Origin of the sequence: Aeromonas sp. R6-1 (genome assembly GCF_040908165.1) — a bacterium.
GTDB lineage: Bacteria > Pseudomonadota > Gammaproteobacteria > Enterobacterales > Aeromonadaceae > Aeromonas > Aeromonas caviae.
Genome location: NZ_JBFODF010000026.1, coordinates 1 through 18,900, shown reverse-complemented (window position 1 = coordinate 18,900; position 18,900 = coordinate 1). Strand labels below are relative to the sequence as shown.

Annotated in this window: 14 protein-coding genes; 8 read left to right on the top strand and 6 right to left on the bottom strand. The window is 60.4% G+C overall.

Annotation, left to right across the window (positions count from 1 at the left end; all coding sequences use genetic code 11):
- The first annotated feature begins 18 nt into the window (after nucleotides 1-18).
- Entirely contained in the window at nucleotides 19-2,832 is a 2,814-nt protein-coding gene (locus AB5Y68_RS06390) for a pitrilysin family protein (RefSeq protein WP_039040007.1), read from the top strand.
- Nucleotides 2,833-2,890: 58 nt separating this feature from the next.
- Nucleotides 2,891-4,489: a glutamate--cysteine ligase gene (gene gshA / locus AB5Y68_RS06385; protein WP_039040008.1), complete on the top strand. Its 1,599-nt coding sequence runs from the start codon at nucleotides 2,891-2,893 to the stop codon at nucleotides 4,487-4,489.
- 118 nt (nucleotides 4,490-4,607) lie between these two features.
- Here gshA and AB5Y68_RS06380 read toward each other — a convergent pair whose 3' ends face one another.
- Both AB5Y68_RS06380 and aspA read right to left on the bottom strand, forming a co-directional pair.
- Nucleotides 4,608-5,927: an anaerobic C4-dicarboxylate transporter gene (locus AB5Y68_RS06380; RefSeq protein ID WP_010673132.1), complete on the bottom strand. Its 1,320-nt coding sequence runs from the start codon at nucleotides 5,925-5,927 to the stop codon at nucleotides 4,608-4,610.
- A 130-nt stretch (nucleotides 5,928-6,057) separates the two neighbouring features.
- A complete protein-coding gene (aspA, locus tag AB5Y68_RS06375) occupies nucleotides 6,058-7,500 on the bottom strand; it encodes an aspartate ammonia-lyase (protein WP_010673133.1) in 1,443 nt (480 codons plus the stop codon).
- A gap of 449 nt (nucleotides 7,501-7,949) precedes the next feature.
- On the opposite strand from aspA, the gene AB5Y68_RS06370 reads away from it, so the two are divergent.
- A complete protein-coding gene (locus AB5Y68_RS06370; RefSeq protein ID WP_039040009.1) occupies nucleotides 7,950-8,429 on the top strand; it encodes an FxsA family protein in 480 nt (159 codons plus the stop codon).
- A gap of 22 nt (nucleotides 8,430-8,451) precedes the next feature.
- Here AB5Y68_RS06370 and AB5Y68_RS06365 read toward each other — a convergent pair whose 3' ends face one another.
- Nucleotides 8,452-9,786, bottom strand: a complete 1,335-nt coding sequence (locus AB5Y68_RS06365; protein WP_231563152.1) for an MATE family efflux transporter — start codon at nucleotides 9,784-9,786, stop codon at nucleotides 8,452-8,454.
- Nucleotides 9,787-10,028: 242 nt separating this feature from the next.
- On the opposite strand from AB5Y68_RS06365, the gene AB5Y68_RS06360 reads away from it, so the two are divergent.
- The 5 genes from AB5Y68_RS06360 (at nucleotide 10,029) to AB5Y68_RS06340 (ending at nucleotide 14,796) form a co-directional block, all read left to right on the top strand.
- Complete coding sequence (locus tag AB5Y68_RS06360; RefSeq protein ID WP_005309514.1) at nucleotides 10,029-10,322, top strand: co-chaperone GroES; 294 nt, start codon at nucleotides 10,029-10,031, stop codon at nucleotides 10,320-10,322.
- Nucleotides 10,323-10,365: 43 nt separating this feature from the next.
- A complete protein-coding gene (gene groL / locus AB5Y68_RS06355; RefSeq protein WP_010673136.1) occupies nucleotides 10,366-12,000 on the top strand; it encodes a chaperonin GroEL in 1,635 nt (544 codons plus the stop codon).
- 94 nt (nucleotides 12,001-12,094) lie between these two features.
- Nucleotides 12,095-12,592: a molybdopterin-binding oxidoreductase gene (locus AB5Y68_RS06350; RefSeq protein ID WP_029313815.1), complete on the top strand. Its 498-nt coding sequence runs from the start codon at nucleotides 12,095-12,097 to the stop codon at nucleotides 12,590-12,592.
- 25 nt (nucleotides 12,593-12,617) lie between these two features.
- Entirely contained in the window at nucleotides 12,618-14,549 is a 1,932-nt protein-coding gene (locus AB5Y68_RS06345; protein WP_039040011.1) for a bifunctional diguanylate cyclase/phosphodiesterase, read from the top strand.
- Between the two features lie 58 nt (nucleotides 14,550-14,607).
- On the top strand, nucleotides 14,608-14,796 hold the full coding sequence (locus tag AB5Y68_RS06340; RefSeq protein ID WP_010673139.1) for a hypothetical protein: 189 nt from the start codon (nucleotides 14,608-14,610) through the stop codon (nucleotides 14,794-14,796).
- 64 nt (nucleotides 14,797-14,860) lie between these two features.
- Here AB5Y68_RS06340 and rluA read toward each other — a convergent pair whose 3' ends face one another.
- The 3 genes from rluA to AB5Y68_RS06325 form a co-directional block, all read right to left on the bottom strand.
- Complete coding sequence (gene rluA, locus AB5Y68_RS06335; RefSeq protein WP_033115942.1) at nucleotides 14,861-15,517, bottom strand: bifunctional tRNA pseudouridine(32) synthase/23S rRNA pseudouridine(746) synthase RluA; 657 nt, start codon at nucleotides 15,515-15,517, stop codon at nucleotides 14,861-14,863.
- Nucleotides 15,518-15,631: 114 nt separating this feature from the next.
- A complete protein-coding gene (rapA, locus tag AB5Y68_RS06330) occupies nucleotides 15,632-18,499 on the bottom strand; it encodes an RNA polymerase-associated protein RapA (RefSeq protein ID WP_039040012.1) in 2,868 nt (955 codons plus the stop codon).
- Between the two features lie 121 nt (nucleotides 18,500-18,620).
- On the bottom strand, nucleotides 18,621-18,900 hold a 280-nt coding region (locus tag AB5Y68_RS06325), incomplete at its 5' end, for a hypothetical protein (protein ID WP_368206972.1).

Sequence of the window (18,900 nt, the reverse complement as noted above, 5' to 3'; positions counted from 1 at the left end):
GTCACTCACGAGGTACCCGTGAACAAACTCATTCCATTAAGCATGCTGCTGGGCTTCTCCCTTCCCGTGCTGGCGGCCCCGACCCTGGTGTCCGAGCAGGTCAAACAAGAGGGCAAGCTCGGCATCCCCTACCAGATGTACAAGCTGGACAACGGTTTGACCGTGATCCTGGCCCCCGACCACTCCGATCCCCTGGTGCATCTGGACGTCACCTATCACGTCGGCTCCTCCCGGGAAACCGTGGGCAAGTCGGGCTTTGCCCACTTCTTCGAGCACATGATGTTCCAGGGCTCCAAGCACGTTGGTGATCAGGAACACATGCGGATCATCAACGAGGCGGGCGGTGACATGAACGGCACCACCAACAAGGACCGCACCAACTACTACGAAACCGTGCCGGCCAACCAGCTGGAGAAGGTGCTCTGGCTGGAGGCGGATCGCATGGGCTTCCTGCTCGATGCGGTGAGCCAGAAGAAGTTCGAGATCCAGCGCGCCACCGTCAAGAACGAACGGGCCCAGCGCATCGACAACCAGCCTTATGGCCTGGTGGGCGAGCGGGTGGGGGAGGCACTCTATCCGCGTACCCACCCCTACTCCTGGCAACCCATCGGTTATGTGGAGGATCTCGACCGGGTCGACGTCAACGACCTCAAGCAGTTCTTCCTGCGCTGGTATGGTCCCAACAACGCGACCCTGACCCTGGGCGGCGACTTTGATACCAAGCAGGCGCTGGCCTGGATTGAGCAGTACTTCGGTTCCATCCCGCGCGGTCCGGATGTGGCAGAACCGACGCCCCAGCCTGCCACCCTGCCGGCAACCCGCTACGTGACGCTGGAAGACAAGGTGCATCTGCCGCTCCTGTATATCAGCTACCCGACCGTCTCCCTGGGTGACCCGCAGGAGCCGGCCCTAGACATCTTTGCCGATGTGCTGGGGGGCTCTGCCAGCTCCATGCTCTACCAGTCCCTGGTGAAAACCGGCAAGGCCATCGAGGCGGGTGCTTCCCACTCCTGCGAAGAGCTTGCCTGTACCCTGACGGTCTATGCCTACCCCAATCCGGCGGCGGATGGCAGCCTCAAGACCCTCAAGGGCGAGGTGGACAAGGTGATCGGCGAGTTCGCCCAGCGCGGCATCAAGCCTGCGGATCTGGAGAAGGCCATCAGCAGCTATCGCGCGTCCGCCATCTGGGGACTCGACAGTATTGAGGGCAAGGTAAGCCAGCTTGCCATGGGGCAGGTGCTGGCCCGGGATCCCGACTATGTGTTCAAGAATCTGGATGCCATCGCCCGGGTCAAGGGGTCTGACGTCAAGGCTGCCTACGACAAGTTCATCCAGAACAAGCCTGCCGTGGTGCTGAGCGTGGTGCCCAAGGGCAAGAGCGACTGGCAGGCCGCCAAGCCCAATTTCACTCCCGCCAAGCGGGAGCTGCCGGATTACAGCAAGCATGACAAGGTGCTGGCCGAGCGGCCGGTGAAAGATGACTTCGATCGCAGCGTGCAGCCCAAGGCGGCCGATGCGGTGAGCGTCAAGGTGCCCGCCATCTGGCGTGGCAAGCTCGACAAGGGGATCGAGATCATCGGCACCCACAGCGACGAGATCCCGGCCGTCTCCATCATGATCGCCCTGCCGGGTGGCATCCGGGCCGAAGGCAAGGGAGAACTGGGGCTGGCCAGCCTCACCGCCGCCATGCTGGAGCAGGGGACGACGCGCCTCTCCGAGGCCGAGCTGAGCGACGAGCTGCAAAAACTCGGCGCCAGCATCAGCGTCTCCAGCGCCCAGTACAACAACCTCATCACCATCAGCAGTCTGGCGGACAAGCTGCCCGAAACCCTGGCGCTGGTGCGGGAAGTGCTGCTGCAACCCGGCCTGCGGGAAGCGGACTTCGAGCGGCTCAAGACCCAGATGCTGCAAGGCATGAAACAGAGCGAGCAGCAGCCGGAGTGGCTGGCGGGTCAGGCGTTCCGCGAACTGGTCTATGGCAAGCAGAATCGCCTCGGCCAACCCTCTGACGGGGTGCTGGCGGACGTGGAGAAGCTGACCCTGGCGGATGTGAAGCGCTTCTATGAGGCCTATTACAATCCGACCAATGCCAAGGTGGTGGTGACAGGTGATGTGACCGCCCAGCAGGTGGAATCCGGTCTCGCCTTCCTGACCCAGTGGCAGGGAGCCGCCCCGACCCTGGGGGATCTCAAGCCCGGGGGAGAGCAGGCCAAGCCAGGCATCTATCTGGTGGACAAGCCGGGGGCCCCCCAGTCGGTGATCCGTATCGGCCGTCGCGCCATGCCGTTTGACACCACGGGAGACTATTTCATCGCCAACCTGATGAACTTCAACCTGGGTGGCAACTTCAACAGCCGCATCAACCTCAACCTGCGGGAAGACAAGGGCTACACCTATGGTGCCAGCTCGGGCTTCCAGGCCAACCGCGAGGCGGGTGTCTTCGCGACCGGCGCCAATGTGCGCACCGATGCGACCGTGGATGCCATCCGCCAGTTCCTCAAGGAGATGGACGGCTACCGCAAGAGCGGGCCGACCCCGGTGGAGCTGGCCTACATGCGCAGCGCCGTCTCCCAGCAGGATGCGCTCTCCTACGAGACCCTGGGGCAGAAGGCTGGCTTCCTGCTGCAGATGATCATGTACGACCTGAAGCCGGACTATGTGCAGGCCCAGAACAACCTGATCAAAACGGTGTCACCCGAGACGCTGAAGGCCAGTGCAGCCCGCTGGCTGGATCCGGCCGAGATGGTGATTGTGGTGGTGGGAGACAAGCAAAAGCTTGAAAAACCTTTGAGCGAGCTTCATCTTCCCATCTATCCACTGCAACTGCCCTGAGGGGCGTTGCAACAATAAGTGCCGCCCCGGGTGGGGCGGCCACACATGAGCCGTGAATATGACTACTACTAGCTTGTCGCTCACCGAGTTGCTGGCTGCGCTGGGCACCCCGGAACGGGTGACCGCCCTCAAGGGGATCCGGCGCGGGATCGAGCGCGAATGTCTGCGCATCACCCCCGAAGGGACCCTGGCCCAGACCGATCACCCCAGAAGCCTGGGGTCGGCCCTGACCCATGCCAACATCACCACCGATTACTCCGAGAGCCTGCTGGAGTTCATCACGCCGGCCACCGACTCCATCGAGAGCCTGATCGAGCAGCTCGGCGACATTCACCGCCACACCATTCATCATCTGGGAGAGGAGCGGATCTGGCCCCTCTCCATGCCCTGCTTCGTCGGTGACGAGGAGAGCATCCGCCTGGCCCAGTACGGCAGTTCCAACATCGGGCGGATGAAGACCCTCTATCGCCAGGGGCTGAAGAACCGCTACGGCAGCCTGATGCAGGTGATCGCCGGGGTGCACTTCAACTTCTCCATGCCGGACAGCTTCTGGTGCGAGTGGCAGGATCTGGTGGGAGAGGGCTGCTGCAGCCAGCGCTTCATCTCCGACAAGTACATGGGGCTGATTCGCAACGTCTACCGCTTCGGCTGGCTGGTGCCCTATCTGTTCGGCGCGTCTCCGGCCATCTGCGACTCCTTCCTCAAGGGGCGCAAGAGCAGCCTGCCGTTCCAGAAGACCGGCAAGGGCACCCTTTACCTGCCCTATGCCACGGCTCTGCGCCTGTCCGATCTCGGTTACACCAACAGCGCCCAGGCGGGGCTCAAGATCAGTCATGACAGCCTGCCCGCCTATGTGAGCAGCCTGCGCCGGGCCATCAATACCCATGATCCCGACTTCGCCAAGATAGGGGTCAAGGTGAACGGCGAGTACCGCCAGCTCAACGACAACGTGCTGCAGCTGGAGAACGAGCTCTACGCGCCGATCCGCCCCAAGCGTACCCCCCGCAGCGGCGAGAAGCCCTCGGATGCGCTGGAGCAGCGCGGCATCGAATACATCGAGCTGCGCACGGTGGACGTAAATCCCTTTACCCCGTTCGGTATCGAGGTGGATCAAATCCGCTTCTTCGATCTCTTCCTGGTCTGGTGCTTGTTGCGCCCGTCCCCCGTGCTCTCGGATGACGAGGTTGCCCGCAACCGCCGCAACCAGAACAAGGTGGTGCTGGAGGGGCGTCGCCCCGGCCTGACGCTTGAAGATGAGCAGGGCAATGCCATCGGCCTCAAGGAGTACGGCCTCAAGCTGTTCGACGAGCTGGCCGAGGTCGCAGCGCTGCTGGATCGCTGCTGTGGTCGCAACCGCTATCGCGAGACGCTGGCGATGCACCGTGAGAAGCTGCTCGACCCCGAGCAGACCTACTCCGCCCGCCTGCTCAAGCAGTTGCTTTCAAGCGGCCAGGACAACGGCTGCTTCGGCGATGCGCTGGCGAGCCGCTACCGGGAAGAGATGCTGGCCGGCGAGCTGCAATACTGGGACGAGGCCTACTTTGCCGGCGAGGCGCGGGACTCCCTGGCCAAGCAGCGGGAGCGGGAACGCAGTGACAGTCTGTCGTTCGACGACTTCCTGGCTGACTATTTCGGTACCCGCCAGACCACGGTCTGAGGATGCCGCCAGGATGACGAAAGCCGCTCCCGGGAGCGGCTTTTTCATGGGCGCCCGGCGGTGGCAGGGCATAAAAAAACGGCCCGTTCGGGCCGTTTTGCATGGGGTGGTTCACCGGTCAGAGGATGAGACCACCGAAGAAGAAGCCGAGCGCCACAGCCATGGCGATGGTGGCCACACCCGGGATGAAGAAGGGGTGGTTGAACACGGCCTTGCCGATGCGGGTGGATCCGGTGTCGTCCATCTCGACCGCGGCCAGCAGGGTCGGGTAGGTCGGCAGCACGAACAGGGCGCTCACGGCGGCGAAGGAGGCGATGGCCGCCAGCGGGCTGACACCCAGTGCCAGGGCGGCAGGCATCAGGGCCTTGGTGGTGGCACCTTGCGAGTAGAGCAGCATGGAGGAGAAGAACAGCACCACGGCCAGCAGCCAGCTGTATTGGCTCAGCAGATCGCCGGCGAACGCCTGGATCTCCACCATGTTGCCCTTCACGAAGACGTTGCCCAGCCAGGCTACGCCCAGCACGCAGATACAGGCGGACATACCGGACTTGAAGGTCGGCATGTTGGTGATCTGGGCCGCGTCCAGTTTGCAGAACAGTACCATCAGGGTGGCGGCGGAGAGCATGATGCCCATGATGGCGCCATCGCGGGGGATCGGCGGATTGCTGATGAGGCCGACATTGCCGGAGATGGCGGTGGCATAGGCCATCACGGCCACGATGGAGGCGACGAAGATGCCGACGGAGAGCTTGGCATAAGGCTTGATCTCAACCTGGCTGGTACCGCGCAGCTTGATGAGTCCCTTGGCTTTGCGCTCCAGATAGACTTCGTCCTGATCCAGCGGCTTGCCCAGCAGGTTGGCGATGAAGGCCCCCAGCAGACAGGCGATGAAGCTGGACGGGATGCAGATGGCCAGCAGGGTCAAGTAGTCGACGCCAAGCGGCTCCAGCATGCCGGAGAAGGCGACCACGGCCGCCGAGATGGGGGAGGCGGTGATGGCAATCTGGGAGGCAACGACCGCGATGGAGAGCGGACGGGAGGGGCGAATGCCCTGCTCCTTGGCCACTTCGGCGATCACCGGCAGGGTGGAGAAGGCGGTGTGACCGGTACCGGCCAGCATGGTCATCAGGTAGGTGACGACCGGCGCGGCGAAGGTGATGTGCTTGGGATTCTTGCGCAGGGCTTTTTCGGCCAGGTGCACCAGATAATCCATCCCGCCAGCCAGCTGCATACAGGCAATGGCGCAGATGACGGACGCGATGATCATGATCACGTCCCACGGGAGATAGGTCACCAGCTGATCACTCGGGATGGGCATGCCCAGCCCCCAGGTCAGTACCAGTACCCCAAGACCACCGGCAAAGCCGATACCGATGCTGCCTATCCGGGCCCCCAGATAGATAGCGGCGAGCACGACAAGTAACTCGATTCCAATCATAGCGAACACTCCATTTTCCAGTTTTTTTAGGTTTTATTAGGCTGAAAAGCCAATTCCCGATGGGGCTGTGGAGAGACCGCTCGGGAATTGACTTTAAATGGGCCGGGATAACCCCGGCCCATCTGCTCGCTTATACGGTGGCTTCGCGGGTGTAACGCTTGGCTTTGTATTGCGGGTTCATCAGGTTCTCGATGGAGAGGATCTCGTCCAGCTGTTCGGCGGTCAGCAGGCCGCGTTCCAGCACGACTTCGCGGACGTTCTTGCCGGTCTGGGCACAGATCTTGCCGACGATGTCGCCTTCATGGTGACCGATGAAGGGGTTCAGGTAGGTCACGATGCCGATGGAGTTCAGCACGTGGTTCATGCAGATGTCCGGGTTGGCGGTGATGCCTTCCACGCACTTCTCGCGCAGGGAGATGCAGGCTTTTTCCATCAGGCTCAGGGATTCGAACATAGCCTGACCGATCACCGGCTCCATGACGTTCAGCTGCAGCTGACCGGCCTCGGCGGCGAAGGTGATGGTGACGTCGTTGCCGAATACCTTGAAGCAGGACTGGTTGACCACTTCCGGAATGACCGGGTTGACCTTGGCCGGCATGATGGAGGAGCCAGCCTGCATTTCCGGCAGGTTGATCTCTTTGAGCGCGGTGCGCGGGCCGGAGGAGAGCAGACGCAAGTCATTACAGATCTTGGAGAGCTTCATGGCCAGACGCTTGACCGCACCGTGCAGCATCACATAGGCGCCGCAGTCGGAGGTCGCTTCGATGAGGTCCTCTGCCGGCACGTAGGCACGACCGGTGATCTCGGCCAGACGCTTGATGGCAAGACCGGAGTACTCGGGCGGAGTGTTCAGACCGGTACCGATGGCGGTGGCGCCCAGGTTCACTTCCAGCAGCAGCTCCTGGCAACGCTTGATGGATTTGATCTCTTCACGCAGGGTGACGGCGAAGGCGTGGAACTCCTGACCCAGAGTCATGGGCACGGCGTCCTGCAACTGGGTACGGCCCATTTTCAGGATATGTTTGAATTCCTTGGCCTTGACATCGAAGGCGGCGATGAGGGCTTCCAGAGCGTGCAGGGTGGTGTCGGTGCTGTTGACCACGGCCACGCGGAAACCGGTGGGGTAGGCATCGTTGGTGGACTGGCACTTGTTGACGTGATCGTTGGGGTTGATGACGTCGTAGCGACCCTTTTCAAGTCCCATCAGCTCGAGGGCGATGTTGGCCAGCACTTCGTTGGTGTTCATGTTGACGGAGGTACCGGCGCCGCCCTGATAGACATCGACCGGGAACTGATCGAAGCACTTGCCGGTGTTCAGCATCAGGTCGCAGGCTTCGACAATCTTGTCTGCGATCTCGGGACGGATGGTGCCCAGTTCACCGTTGGCCAGTGCAGCCGCCTTCTTGGTCAGGACCATGCCACGAACAAACTCGGGAACGTCAGAAATCTTCTGAGTGCTGATCTTGAAGTTTTCAACAGCGCGCAGGGTATGCACGCCGTAGTAGAGGTCGTTGGAAACTTCTTTGGTGCCCAGCAGGTCTTCTTCAATGCGGACGTTCTTGATGTCGCTCATTGTTATGCCTCAGAAATCAAATAAATGGAAACGATCCTCACCGAGTGGTCGCGATTTCCCTACGCACATTTCATCCTGAAGCACCACACATCGGGTGGGGCAGTTGGGAGCCAGTTGCTCCCTGTGCAATGACTGGTGTTGATGTTACCCCAATTGAGGTATCCGGTATTAGACCTGGATCACTAAATTTGAGGCAACCTCAAATTTCTTGTGGTCATTAAACAGATATTGCAATCGGGCGATTAACTTTGACAGAACAACCACCTCAATCCCAGTTGGGCGGACAAATATTTATCCGTATTCCGGGGCCTGCGGCAGGAGAGGCTTGAAAAATGATCAACCAGCCCCATGTTAATGTCAGAAGACCTGAACCCGGCGCGCCAGCATCAGCGATGTGCGGCTGCCGACCGGACACCCCGGGTCCATTCATTCATCGCTCCGAGGTTGCTATGGGCAAGTTGTTACTGTTGTTGGTCGGGCTGGTATTGCTGGAGCTCACCGTCATGATCAAGGTGGGCTCCGTGATCGGGGCCTTGCCGACCGTTGGCTTGCTGGTGCTGACTGCCGTGCTGGGATCGTCGCTGGTGCGCAGCGAGGGGATCAAGACCCTGCTCACTGCCCAGCAGAAGATGCAGCTGGGGGAGATGCCCGGCCGCGAGGTGATGGGGGGCATGATGCTGGCGCTGGCGGGCTTGCTGCTGATTATCCCGGGATTTGTGAGCGATATTGTCGGCATCCTGCTGCTGCAGCCCTGGCTGCGCAACATGCTGGCCGACAAGCTGATTGGCAGCAATCAGTTCAGGATGCAGATGGGGGGCTTCCAGGCTCGCCAGCAGCCGTTCGAGCCGGGCCCGGGCGATGACAGGCCCGGACAATCCCCGCGAGGCGGTGGCAACACCATCGAAGGGGAGTTCGAACGCAAAGAGTAATCGCGAGCCTCGGGCTGTGCCGTCAGGATCTCCCCTGATGGCACAGCCGCTCGAATCTGTGGCGGGCATACCCCCATGCCAGCAATCCGGCGGCCAGGTTCGCCAGCAGCATCCCCAGATAGATCCCCTGTTCTCCCCCCAGTTTTGCCCCCAGCCAGGCCCCCGGCAGCAAGAAGACAAACAGTCTGATGCCGTTTATCAGCAGTGACACCGCCGATGCCCTGACGCCGTTGAGGGCCGATGCCAGCAGCATCACCATGCCCTGAAAGCCGTAGCCAATGGGGACCAGATGCAGATAGAGCACGATGAGTCGCACCACTTGCGGATGATCGCTGAACAGATCGGCGATGAAGGGGGCGAGAAGCCAGATCAGCGCGTAGACCCCAAGCTGGAATATCAGGGCAAAGCGCATGCAGAGCAGCAGGGCGGCCTTGGCTCGGGCCGGATTCCCGGCGCCGCAGTTCTGCGAGATGAAGGGGGCCAGCACGGAGGAGAGCGCCATCATCACGATGAGCAGCAAGGCCTCGACCCGGGATGCCGCGCCGTAGGCGGCGACCACCTCGGTTCCCAGCCCGGCGAAAATGATCATCAACACGGCGTTGGCCAGTGGGTTGAGCATGTTGGTAAACGATGCGGGCACCGCCACATGGAGCAGGGCGCGCCAGTGGGCCAGCAACTGCGGGCGCGGGGAGAGGCGCCAGCGCAGCAGGCCCTCGCGGTGGCGCAATATATAGAGGCTGACCAGCATGGCCATCAGCCAGGAGAGGGAAGTGGCGATGGCGGCTCCCCGAATGCCCCACTCGGGGAAGGGGCCCGGCCCGAAGATGAGCAGAGGATCCAGCACGCCGTTGACCAGACCGGCGACCCCCATCACCAGACTGGGGGTCTTGGTATCCCCCGTCGTCCGGATAGCCGCATTGCCGACCATGGGCACGACCAGCATGGGGACGGTCAGATACCAGATGAGCATGTAGTCGTGGATGAGGGAGATGAGCTCGGGGCTGGCCCCCAGCAGGGTGAACAGAGGGGTAATGGTCAATGCCCCCAGCCCGGCGAGCAGACTCACCACGATGACGGCAAGGAACAGGCAGTCTGTGGTGATGCGGGCTGCCTCGTCATGGCGACCCTGCCCCAGGGCATGACCGAGCAGGGCGCACAGGCCCGCTCCCAGCCCCATGGTCAGGGAGGTGACGACAAAGGTGACCGGGAAGGTAAAACTGATGGCGGCCAGCGCCTGGGTACCCAGCATGCCGATGAAGAAGGTATCGACCAGGTTGAAGGCCAGGATGGCGATGATGCCCAGGATCATGGGGCCTGTCATGCGCAGCAGCATGGGCGTCATGGGAGCGGTCAGCATGGGATTGGGTCGGCTCAAGGCAGAGTCTCTAGGTGCTTTGGGCCTGAATGCTGGCCGTCTCCATCCGCCTTCCTGATTGGGGATGGGTGATCCATCGAAGGTGTTCATAGTACGTGAAAATATTTTTTTTGTATTTGCCCTTGAAGGGCTAGCCCTGTTGCCCCAGATCAGGGGCATGACAAATTTGGCCGATTGCGGCCATTCCTCAAGCAACACAGAGACTCATTTTGGGAGAGTTATCGATGAAAATTCGTCCACTGCACGACCGCGTCATCATCAAGCGCATCGAAGCTGAAGCCAAATCCGCTGGCGGCATCGTCTTGACTGGCACTGCGGCCCAGAAGTCCACCCGTGGTGAAGTTCTTGCCGTGGGGACTGGTCGAATTCTGGACAATGGGGATGTCAAAGCACTGGCCGTCAAGGTGGGTGACAAGGTGATCTTCAACGAAGGCTACGGCGTGAAGACCGAAAAGCTGGATGGCCAGGACGTACTGATCCTGTCCGAAACCGACATCCTGGCGATTGTCGAAGAGTAATCACCCTCCCTCTTTTCCCGAATTGATTTAAGGATTGAAGAACATGGCAGCTAAAGAAGTTAAGTTTGGCAACGAAGCTCGCATCAAAATGCTGGAAGGCGTCAACATCCTGGCCGATGCCGTCAAGGTGACCCTGGGCCCGAAAGGCCGCAACGTGGTACTGGACAAGTCCTTCGGCGCCCCGACCATCACCAAGGATGGCGTCTCCGTTGCCCGTGAAATCGAGCTGGAAGACAAGTTCCAGAACATGGGTGCCCAGATGGTCAAGGAAGTCGCTTCCAAGGCCAATGACGCCGCCGGTGACGGTACCACCACTGCCACCGTACTGGCTCAAGCCATCGTCAACGAAGGCCTGAAGGCCGTTGCCGCCGGCATGAATCCCATGGATCTGAAGCGTGGTATCGACAAGGCCGTTGTGGCTGCCGTTGCCGAGCTGCAAGCACTGTCCACTCCCTGCGCCGACAACAATGCCATTGCCCAGGTAGGCACCATCTCCGCCAACTCCGACGAGAAGGTCGGCAAGCTGATTGCCGAAGCCATGGACAAGGTCGGCCGTGACGGCGTCATCACCGTGGAAGACGGTCAGGGCCTGGACGACGAGCTGGCGGTGGTAGAAGGCATGCAGTTCGACCGCGGCTACCTCTCCCCTTACTTCGTGAACAAGCCGGAAACCGGCTCCGTCGAGCTGGATGACCCCTTCATCCTGCTGGTGGACAAGAAAGTCTCCAACATCCGCGAAATGCTGCCGGTGCTGGAAGGTGTGGCCAAGGCGGGCAAACCGCTGATCATCGTGGCCGAAGACGTGGAAGGCGAAGCGCTGGCGACCCTGGTGGTCAACACCATGCGTGGCATCGTGAAAGTGGCCGCCGTCAAGGCGCCGGGCTTCGGTGATCGCCGCAAGGCCATGCTGCAGGATATCGCCATCCTGACCGGTGGTACCGTGATCTCCGAAGAAGTGGGCATGGAGCTGGAAAAAGCGACCCTGGAAGATCTGGGCCGTGCCAAGCGTATCGTCATCACCAAAGAGAACACCACCATCATCGATGGTGTAGGTGATGCCGCCCTGATCGAAAGCCGCGTGGCCCAGATCCGTCAGCAGATCGAAGAGACCTCTTCCGATTACGACCGTGAGAAGCTGCAAGAGCGCGTGGCCAAGCTGGCCGGCGGTGTTGCCGTGATCAAGGTGGGTGCTGCCACTGAAGTTGAAATGAAAGAGAAGAAAGCCCGTGTTGACGATGCCCTGCACGCCACTCGCGCAGCCGTGGAAGAAGGCGTGGTTGCCGGTGGTGGTGTAGCGCTGGTGCGCGTTGCTGCCAAGCTGGCCTCCCTGCGTGGTGACAACGAAGACCAGAACGTCGGTATCAAGGTTGCCCTGCGCGCCATGGAAGCGCCGCTGCGTCAAATCGTCATCAACGCCGGCGAAGAAGCCTCCGTCATCGCCAATGCCGTGAAGAACGGTGAAGGCAACTACGGTTACAACGCCTACACCGAACAGTACGGCGACATGCTGGCCATGGGTATCCTGGACCCGACCAAGGTAACCCGTTCTGCCCTGCAGTTCGCCTCGTCCGTCGCTGGCCTGATGATCACCACAGAGTGCATGATCTCCGAGCTGCCGAAGAAAGATGCACCTGCCATGCCTGATATGGGTGGCATGGGCGGTATGGGTATGATGTAATCCCGTCAAGTCATCAAACGGCTCGCTTTTGCGGGCCGTTTTTTTTAGTGCTACTAAGCTGAAGTTGTTGATAGTGAAATGATCTGAGGTGAACATGCGATACTTAGGGCTTCTCCCGTTACTCCTTTCCCTGGCCTTGCCGGGCATGGCGCAGGCGACACCGCAGGGGCCGGTCATTCTCAAGGTGACGGGGAATCTGGACCCTGCCGATCCGGCAGATGGAGAGGTGCTGTTCGATATGGCCATGATCCAGGCGCTGCCGCAGCATGAGGTGGTGACGAGCAATCCCTGGGTGGACAAACCGCACAAATACGTAGGGCCGAAACTGGCGGACGTGCTGACGGAGGTGAAGGCCAACGGCAAGAGCATCACACTCACCGCCCTGAACAGTTTCCAGATCCGGATCAACTGGGATAAGGTCAAGCAATACGATCCTATCCTGGCCTGGCAGGATGACGGGATGACCATGCGGGTACGTGACAAGGGGCCGCTCTGGTTTATCCTGCCACTGGATCAGCATCCCGAACTCAGGCGTTCCGAGTTCACCGACATGATGATCTGGCAACTGAGTGCGATCGACATTCAGCAGTAAAAACGGTGGTTTACGGGAGTACTGGGTGAAAGCGAAGACCAGGGCCTGGCCCTTACTCGGCGTTCTTTATCTATCCATTCTGTTGTTCACGGGTAGCACCCTCTATTGCCTGGTGCAGATACAAAATGCGACCCGGGTGATGGAGAAGTATACCTATGACGTCTCCTGGGCATTGATGCAGTTGCAGCTCGAGCTGGGCCGCTTTCTCAATGCCGTCGAGATTTACCACTATGGCGGCATAGACCAGGAAGCCCTGCTGCTCCGCTATGACATTCTCTGGAGTCGTACCCCTATTCTCCTGAGCGGCCAATTGAGAAAAAGCCTCGCGGACAATCCGAAGACGCTGCGGCTGGTGAAACTGACTGAAAGCAGTATCCGCAAGCTGGAGCCTGATTTGGTCAAGCTCAAACCGGGGACGCCGGATTACCAGCAAGTCATGATGACACTGGCGCCCTTGCAGGAACCCCTCTCTTACTCTCTTGCTTCCGTCATGCAGAACAACATCAACGTCTATACGGGCAACGACGCGCGTTTTGGCCAGTTGCGCAATGCCCTGCTGTTCATGGTGTCGGGGCTGGTGGTGTCCGTCATTCTGCTCAGCGGCCTGCTGGTGCGAGAAGCCAGGCGCCATTTCAGGACCGCTAGGATCGATCCCCTCACCGGGCTCGCCAACCGGCTGGCGCTGCTGGAAAAGATGGATGCCTATGTCACCCGTGACACCTCCTTCGGACTGGTGCTGGTCGACATCAACGACTTTCGCGATATCAACAGCAAGTTTGGCTACAACACAGGGGACCTCCTGCTGCAAGAGGTGGCAAAGCGGCTGCGCGCCCTGTGCGAAAACGGGGAGTGGGTGGCGCGTTTGGGGGGAGATCAGCTTGCCATGCTGCAACGGGAGGGGAGCGATCTTCGCCAGGTCAGGGAGCTCGTGGCCAGAGTACTCCACTCGATCAAGCAAGACATCATCATCGACAACTACCCTTTCCGGCTTGAGGTCGGTATCGGTATCGCCTTCTTCCCGACCGACAGCAACCAGACCCAGGAGTTGCTCAGCCGGGCGGAGCAGGCCCTCTCTCACAGCCGCAAGACCCATGTTCCCTATGTCATCTATGACAGTTCCCTGCTCAACGAGACGGCCAGGCGCAAGCATCTTGCGTCCGACATGGTGATGGCACTGGAGCACAATGCGCTCGAACTCTATTACCAGCCCATCGTCAATCTGGAAAGTGGCCGCTGTGAAGCCGTGGAGGCGCTGCTGCGCTGGCGCCATCCCGAGCTTGGCTTTATCCCGCCCAACGAGGTGATCCAGGTGGCGGAAGAGTTTCAGCTGGCTGAGAAACTGGGTGGCTGGGTATTGAATACCGCATGTGAGCAACTTCATCAGTGGCAGCACCTGGGTTTGGTGGACTTGCAGATGTGCGTGAACATCTCCCCGGGCATGTACCAGCGCAACCTGTTGAAGTTGGTGGCCAGAGCGCTGATGGAGCACCATATTCCCGCGTCCAGCCTGGTGCTGGAGGTGACGGAAGACACCACCATGCGCGAGGTCAAGAACTCGCTGCAGTTGATGCAGGATCTCAGCCAGCAGGGTGTGCATCTGGCCCTTGACGACTTCGGCACCGGCTACTCCTCCCTCAGCTATCTGCAGAAGCTGCCGGTGAGCAAGGTGAAGATAGACAGGTCCTTCATCCAGGGTATCGACACCTCTATCGAGGCGGCCGAACTGGTCGCCAACATCTGCCGTATGGGCTCCATGCTTGGCAAGAAACTGGTATGTGAAGGGATCGAGACCCAGGGGCAGCTCGATGTGCTGCGCTCATTGACCGACATACATCTATATGGTCAGGGATATCTGTTCAGTCGCCCGGAGCATGCCGAAAAGGCCTATCAGACATTGTTGGAGATGGAAGAGCGCTGGTTGGCCCGGCGCTCGCCGGACAAGGCATATCTGCGTTGAACGATATGGCTCATGTCTCACCGGGCCCGGCCGATAGTCTCTTGGCAGGAGGTACACAATGGATATTTCTAGTTCTGCAAATGCGTCGTTCGGTTCTGCACTGATGGTGGCCAGCCTGGCCAAAAAGCAGCAGACCCAGGAAGGCGAATCCGCACTGAAACTGCTGGAAACAGCAGCGCAATCCGCTCCGGCTGCGCCGACATCGGCCAGCGCTTCCCTCGGAAGCAAGATCGATATCCGCGTCTGAGCGATAAAAAAGCCCCCATCTCTCGATGGGGGCTTTCTTTTTATTGGGCTGTTTTCTGCCAAGCTCAGACCGGGAAAGGGGCCGGTGCCTCGAAGGTCATCCGCTCGCCGCTGCGAGGGTGGCTGATGGTCAGGCTGGCCGCATGAAGATAAAGGTGCGGTGCAGCCGCCAGCGCATCCGGGTTGGCGTAGAGGTTGTCGCCGAGGATGGGGTGACCCAGCTCCAGCATATGAACCCGCAGTTGATGGGAGCGACCGGTAATCGGGGTCAGCTTGATCAGGCTGTTGCCGTTCTCCACCTTCAGCTTCTGCCACAGGGTCAGGGCATGGCGCCCCTCCTCAAAATCCACCTTCTGCTTCGGCCGGTTGGGCCAGTCGACACAGAGCGGCAGATCCACTTCGCCCGCATCCTGTTCCGGTTCACCCCACACCCAGGCGAGGTAGTGCTTCTCGGTCTCCCGCTCGCGGAATTGCCGGCTCAGCTCCCGGTGGGAGTTGGGGTTGAGCGGGATCACCAGCACGCCGGTGGTCGCCATGTCGAGGCGATGGGCGGCTGCCGCCTTGGGGTGCTGCTGCTTGACCCGATGGAGCACACTGTCTTCGTTCTCGGGGCCGCGCCCGGGGACGCTCAGCAGGCCAGTGGGCTTGTTGACCACCATGATGTCCTTGTCCTTGAACAGGATATCGAGCCAGGGTTCCAGGGGCGGTGAGTATACAAACATAGTGTCTCGCATCTTGGGTCAAAGCGGGGGCAAGCCCCCATCAGTTATGGGTAACCACGATAAAAAAGTGCATGGCAGCCAACTCGCGTTGGGTTTGGCCATTTCACCGTTTTATCAGTTATGGGTAACCACAATAAAGCGGATGGCATCCAGCTTGAGCTGGGTCTGGTCGATCAGGTGGTGCAATTCTGCCTGCAGATTGCGCAGATATTCCAGCTCGCTGTCGCGCACGTTCGGGTTGACCGCCTTGAGCGTTTCCAGACGATCGAGATCCTGCTGCAGGGTCTGCGCCATCTGGGCGCGGGCCTTGTCGACAATCCCGGCCTTCAGCTCTTCGGCAATGGCCTGGCCCTTGCCAATCAGACCGTGGATCACTGGCTGGGACGCAGTCACCAGCTTGCTGCCAAGGTGGCGGTTGACCGGCGTCAGCTGGCGGTTGAAGGCATCGAATGCCACTTTCTCGCCCAGATTCTGGCCGTTCTTGTCCATCAGCAGACGGATCGGCGTCGGCGGCATGAAACGGTAGAGCTGGGGATGAGCCGCGGACTCGGCAACGAAGATCAGCTCAAGCAGGATGGAGCCGACCGGCAGCGCCTTGTTCTTGAGCAGGGCCACCGAGGTGGCACCGATCTCGGAACCCAGGATCAGGTCGATACCGCCGCGCATCATGGGGTGATCCCAGGAGAGCAGCGCCATATCATCCCGCGACAGGGCGGTGTTGCGATCGAAGGTGATGGTCATGCCGTCTTGCGGCAGGCCCGGGAAGCTCGGCACCAGCATGTGATCCCCGGGTGTCAGCACCAGCGCACTTTCACCGCGATCATCCTGGTTGACGCCGATCTCGTCGAACATCTTGAGGGCGAAGGAGATCATGCCGGTGTCGTCATCTTCGGCGGCGAGCTTGTCGACCAACTGCTGGGCGGCCTCGCCACCGCTGGAGTGGATTTCCAGCAGGCGATCACGACCCTGTTCCAGCCGGGCCTTGAGCGGCTCGTGCAGTTCGCGGGTCTTGGCCAGCAGGGCGTCGAGGGGGCCCTGCTCGCCGGTGTTGGCGGCCAGCAGCTCGAACAGCTCGTCACGTACCGCTTCGAACACCGGGCGGGCCGTCGGGCAGGTCTGCTCGAACGCATCCAGACCATTGTGATACCAGAGTTGCAGGGCGCGCTGTGCAGTCCCTTCCAGATAGGGAACGTGGATCTCGACGGTATTCTGCTGACCGATACGATCCAGTCGGCCGATACGCTGTTCCAGTAGATCCGGGTTGAGTGGCAGATCGAACAGCACCAGATGGCTGGCAAACTGGAAGTTGCGACCTTCTGAGCCGATCTCGGAGCAGAGCAGCACCTGAGCGCCCCCCTCAGCTTGAGCGAAATAGGCGGAGGCCTTGTCCCGCTCGAGGATCGACATCCCTTCGTGGAACACGGCGCCACGGATGCCTTCACGGGTGCGCAGCGCCTCTTCCAGGGCGATGGCGGTGGCTGCTTCGGAGCAGATCACCAGCACCTTCTGCTGACGGGCGGAGAGCAGCAGTTCCAGCAACCATTCGACGCGCGGGTCGAACTGGGTCCAGGTAGCGTTGTCGCCTTCGAACTGCTGGAAGATCTTCTCGGGATAGAGGTAGCGCAAGGCACGGGTCTGCAGATCGCCGCCATTGCCACCCATCATGCCCATCACCTTGATGGCGGTCTTGTACTGCTCCGGCAGCGGCATGGGGTAGACGTTGAGGTGGCGCTCCGGGAAGCCCTGAATATTGGCGCGGCTGTTACGGAACAGCACCCGGCCGGTGCCATGCTGATCCAGCAGCTTGGCGACCGCCTGCTGACGGGCGGCTGCATCGTTTAAGTCCAGCCCTTCCAGCTGGCTGGCGAGGATTTGCTTGGCTTCATTGCTCAGGGGTTCGCCATCCAGCAGCTCCTGGGCTGCGCTCGCGACCTGACCGTAGGCCTGCTCCTCGGCGAGGAAGGCGTCGTAGTCGTAGAAACGCTCCGGGTCGAGCAGGCGCAGACGAGCGAAGTGGCTCTGGTGGCCCAGCTGATCCGGGGTCGCGGTCAGCAGCAGCACGCCCGGTACTTGTTCGGCCAGCGCTTCCACCATTTCGTAGGCGCGGCTCGGTGCCTCCTCACTCCATTCCAGATGGTGCGCTTCGTCGACAACCAGCAGATCCCACTCGGCTTCCAGCACTTGTTCGAAGCGACGACGCTTCTTGCGCAGGAAGTCGAGGCTGCAGATCACCAGCTGTTCGGTCTCGAAGGGGTTCTCCGCATCGGCGAACGCCTCGATGCAGCGCTCCTCGTCAAACAGGGAGAAGTGCAGGTTGAAACGGCGCAGCATCTCGACCAGCCACTGGTGCTGGAGCGTTTCGGGCAGCAGGATCAGCACCCGATGGGCGCGGCCGGAGAGCAACTGCTGGTGAATGATCATGCCTGCTTCGATGGTCTTGCCCAGACCAACCTCGTCCGCCAGCAATACGCGCGGGGCGTAGCGGTGACCCACTTCATGGGCGATGTAGAGCTGGTGCGGGATCAGACTGACTTTCCCGCCAGCCAGGCCGCGAGTCGGGTTGCGGCGACGCTGGTGCTGGTTGACCAGCGCTTCGTAGCGCAGGGTAAAGCGGGACATCCGGTCAATCTGGCCGGCGAACAGGCGATCCTGCGGCTTGTTGAACTTGATGAAGTTGTTGAGAAACACTTCCTTGAGGGCAACGGGCTCACCATTGTCGGTGCGAACACCTACATATATAAGCAGGCCATCTTTCTCCTGCACTTCGTCGACCGTCATGGTCCAGTCTTCGTGGCTGGCTATCTGATCGCCCACATTGAAGCTGACCCGGGTGACCGGTGCCTCTTCTTTGGCATACATGCGGTTTTCACCGGTAGCCGGAAACAACAGGGTAACCATGCGTCCTTCAACAGCAACGACAGTCCCCAAACCCAGATCCGTCTCTGTATCACTAATCCAACGCTGGCCAAGTGCAAAAGGCATTAAACTCTCCAAAGCCCAAGAGTGTGAGAATCGCAAAGGGGCGCTATGTTACCCGAAGGCGGAAAGCCGATCATCATGGTTGTGCTGCAAGGGAAAGCCAAACTGATACAAGCTTGATCTGTCAACCTGCCGGCCTCAATACAGCATCCGGAATACCAATCTGCAGACCCTTCTCGTGCATTAATTCATCACTGCGGTCGCTTTGTAATCGGTTGAACGATGAAAGCCATCTTTTTGCAATTATCCTCTTGCCAGAACGAATTCGCTCCCTATAATGCGCCTCCATCGACAGGGCAAGCGGCAACGCAAACAAGCCGGTCGGTAGCCTCGAAAAGCCTCGTAAAATAAGGCTTGACTCGAGAAGGCGGTTGAGTAGAATGCCACTCCCGCAGCAGCCAAAA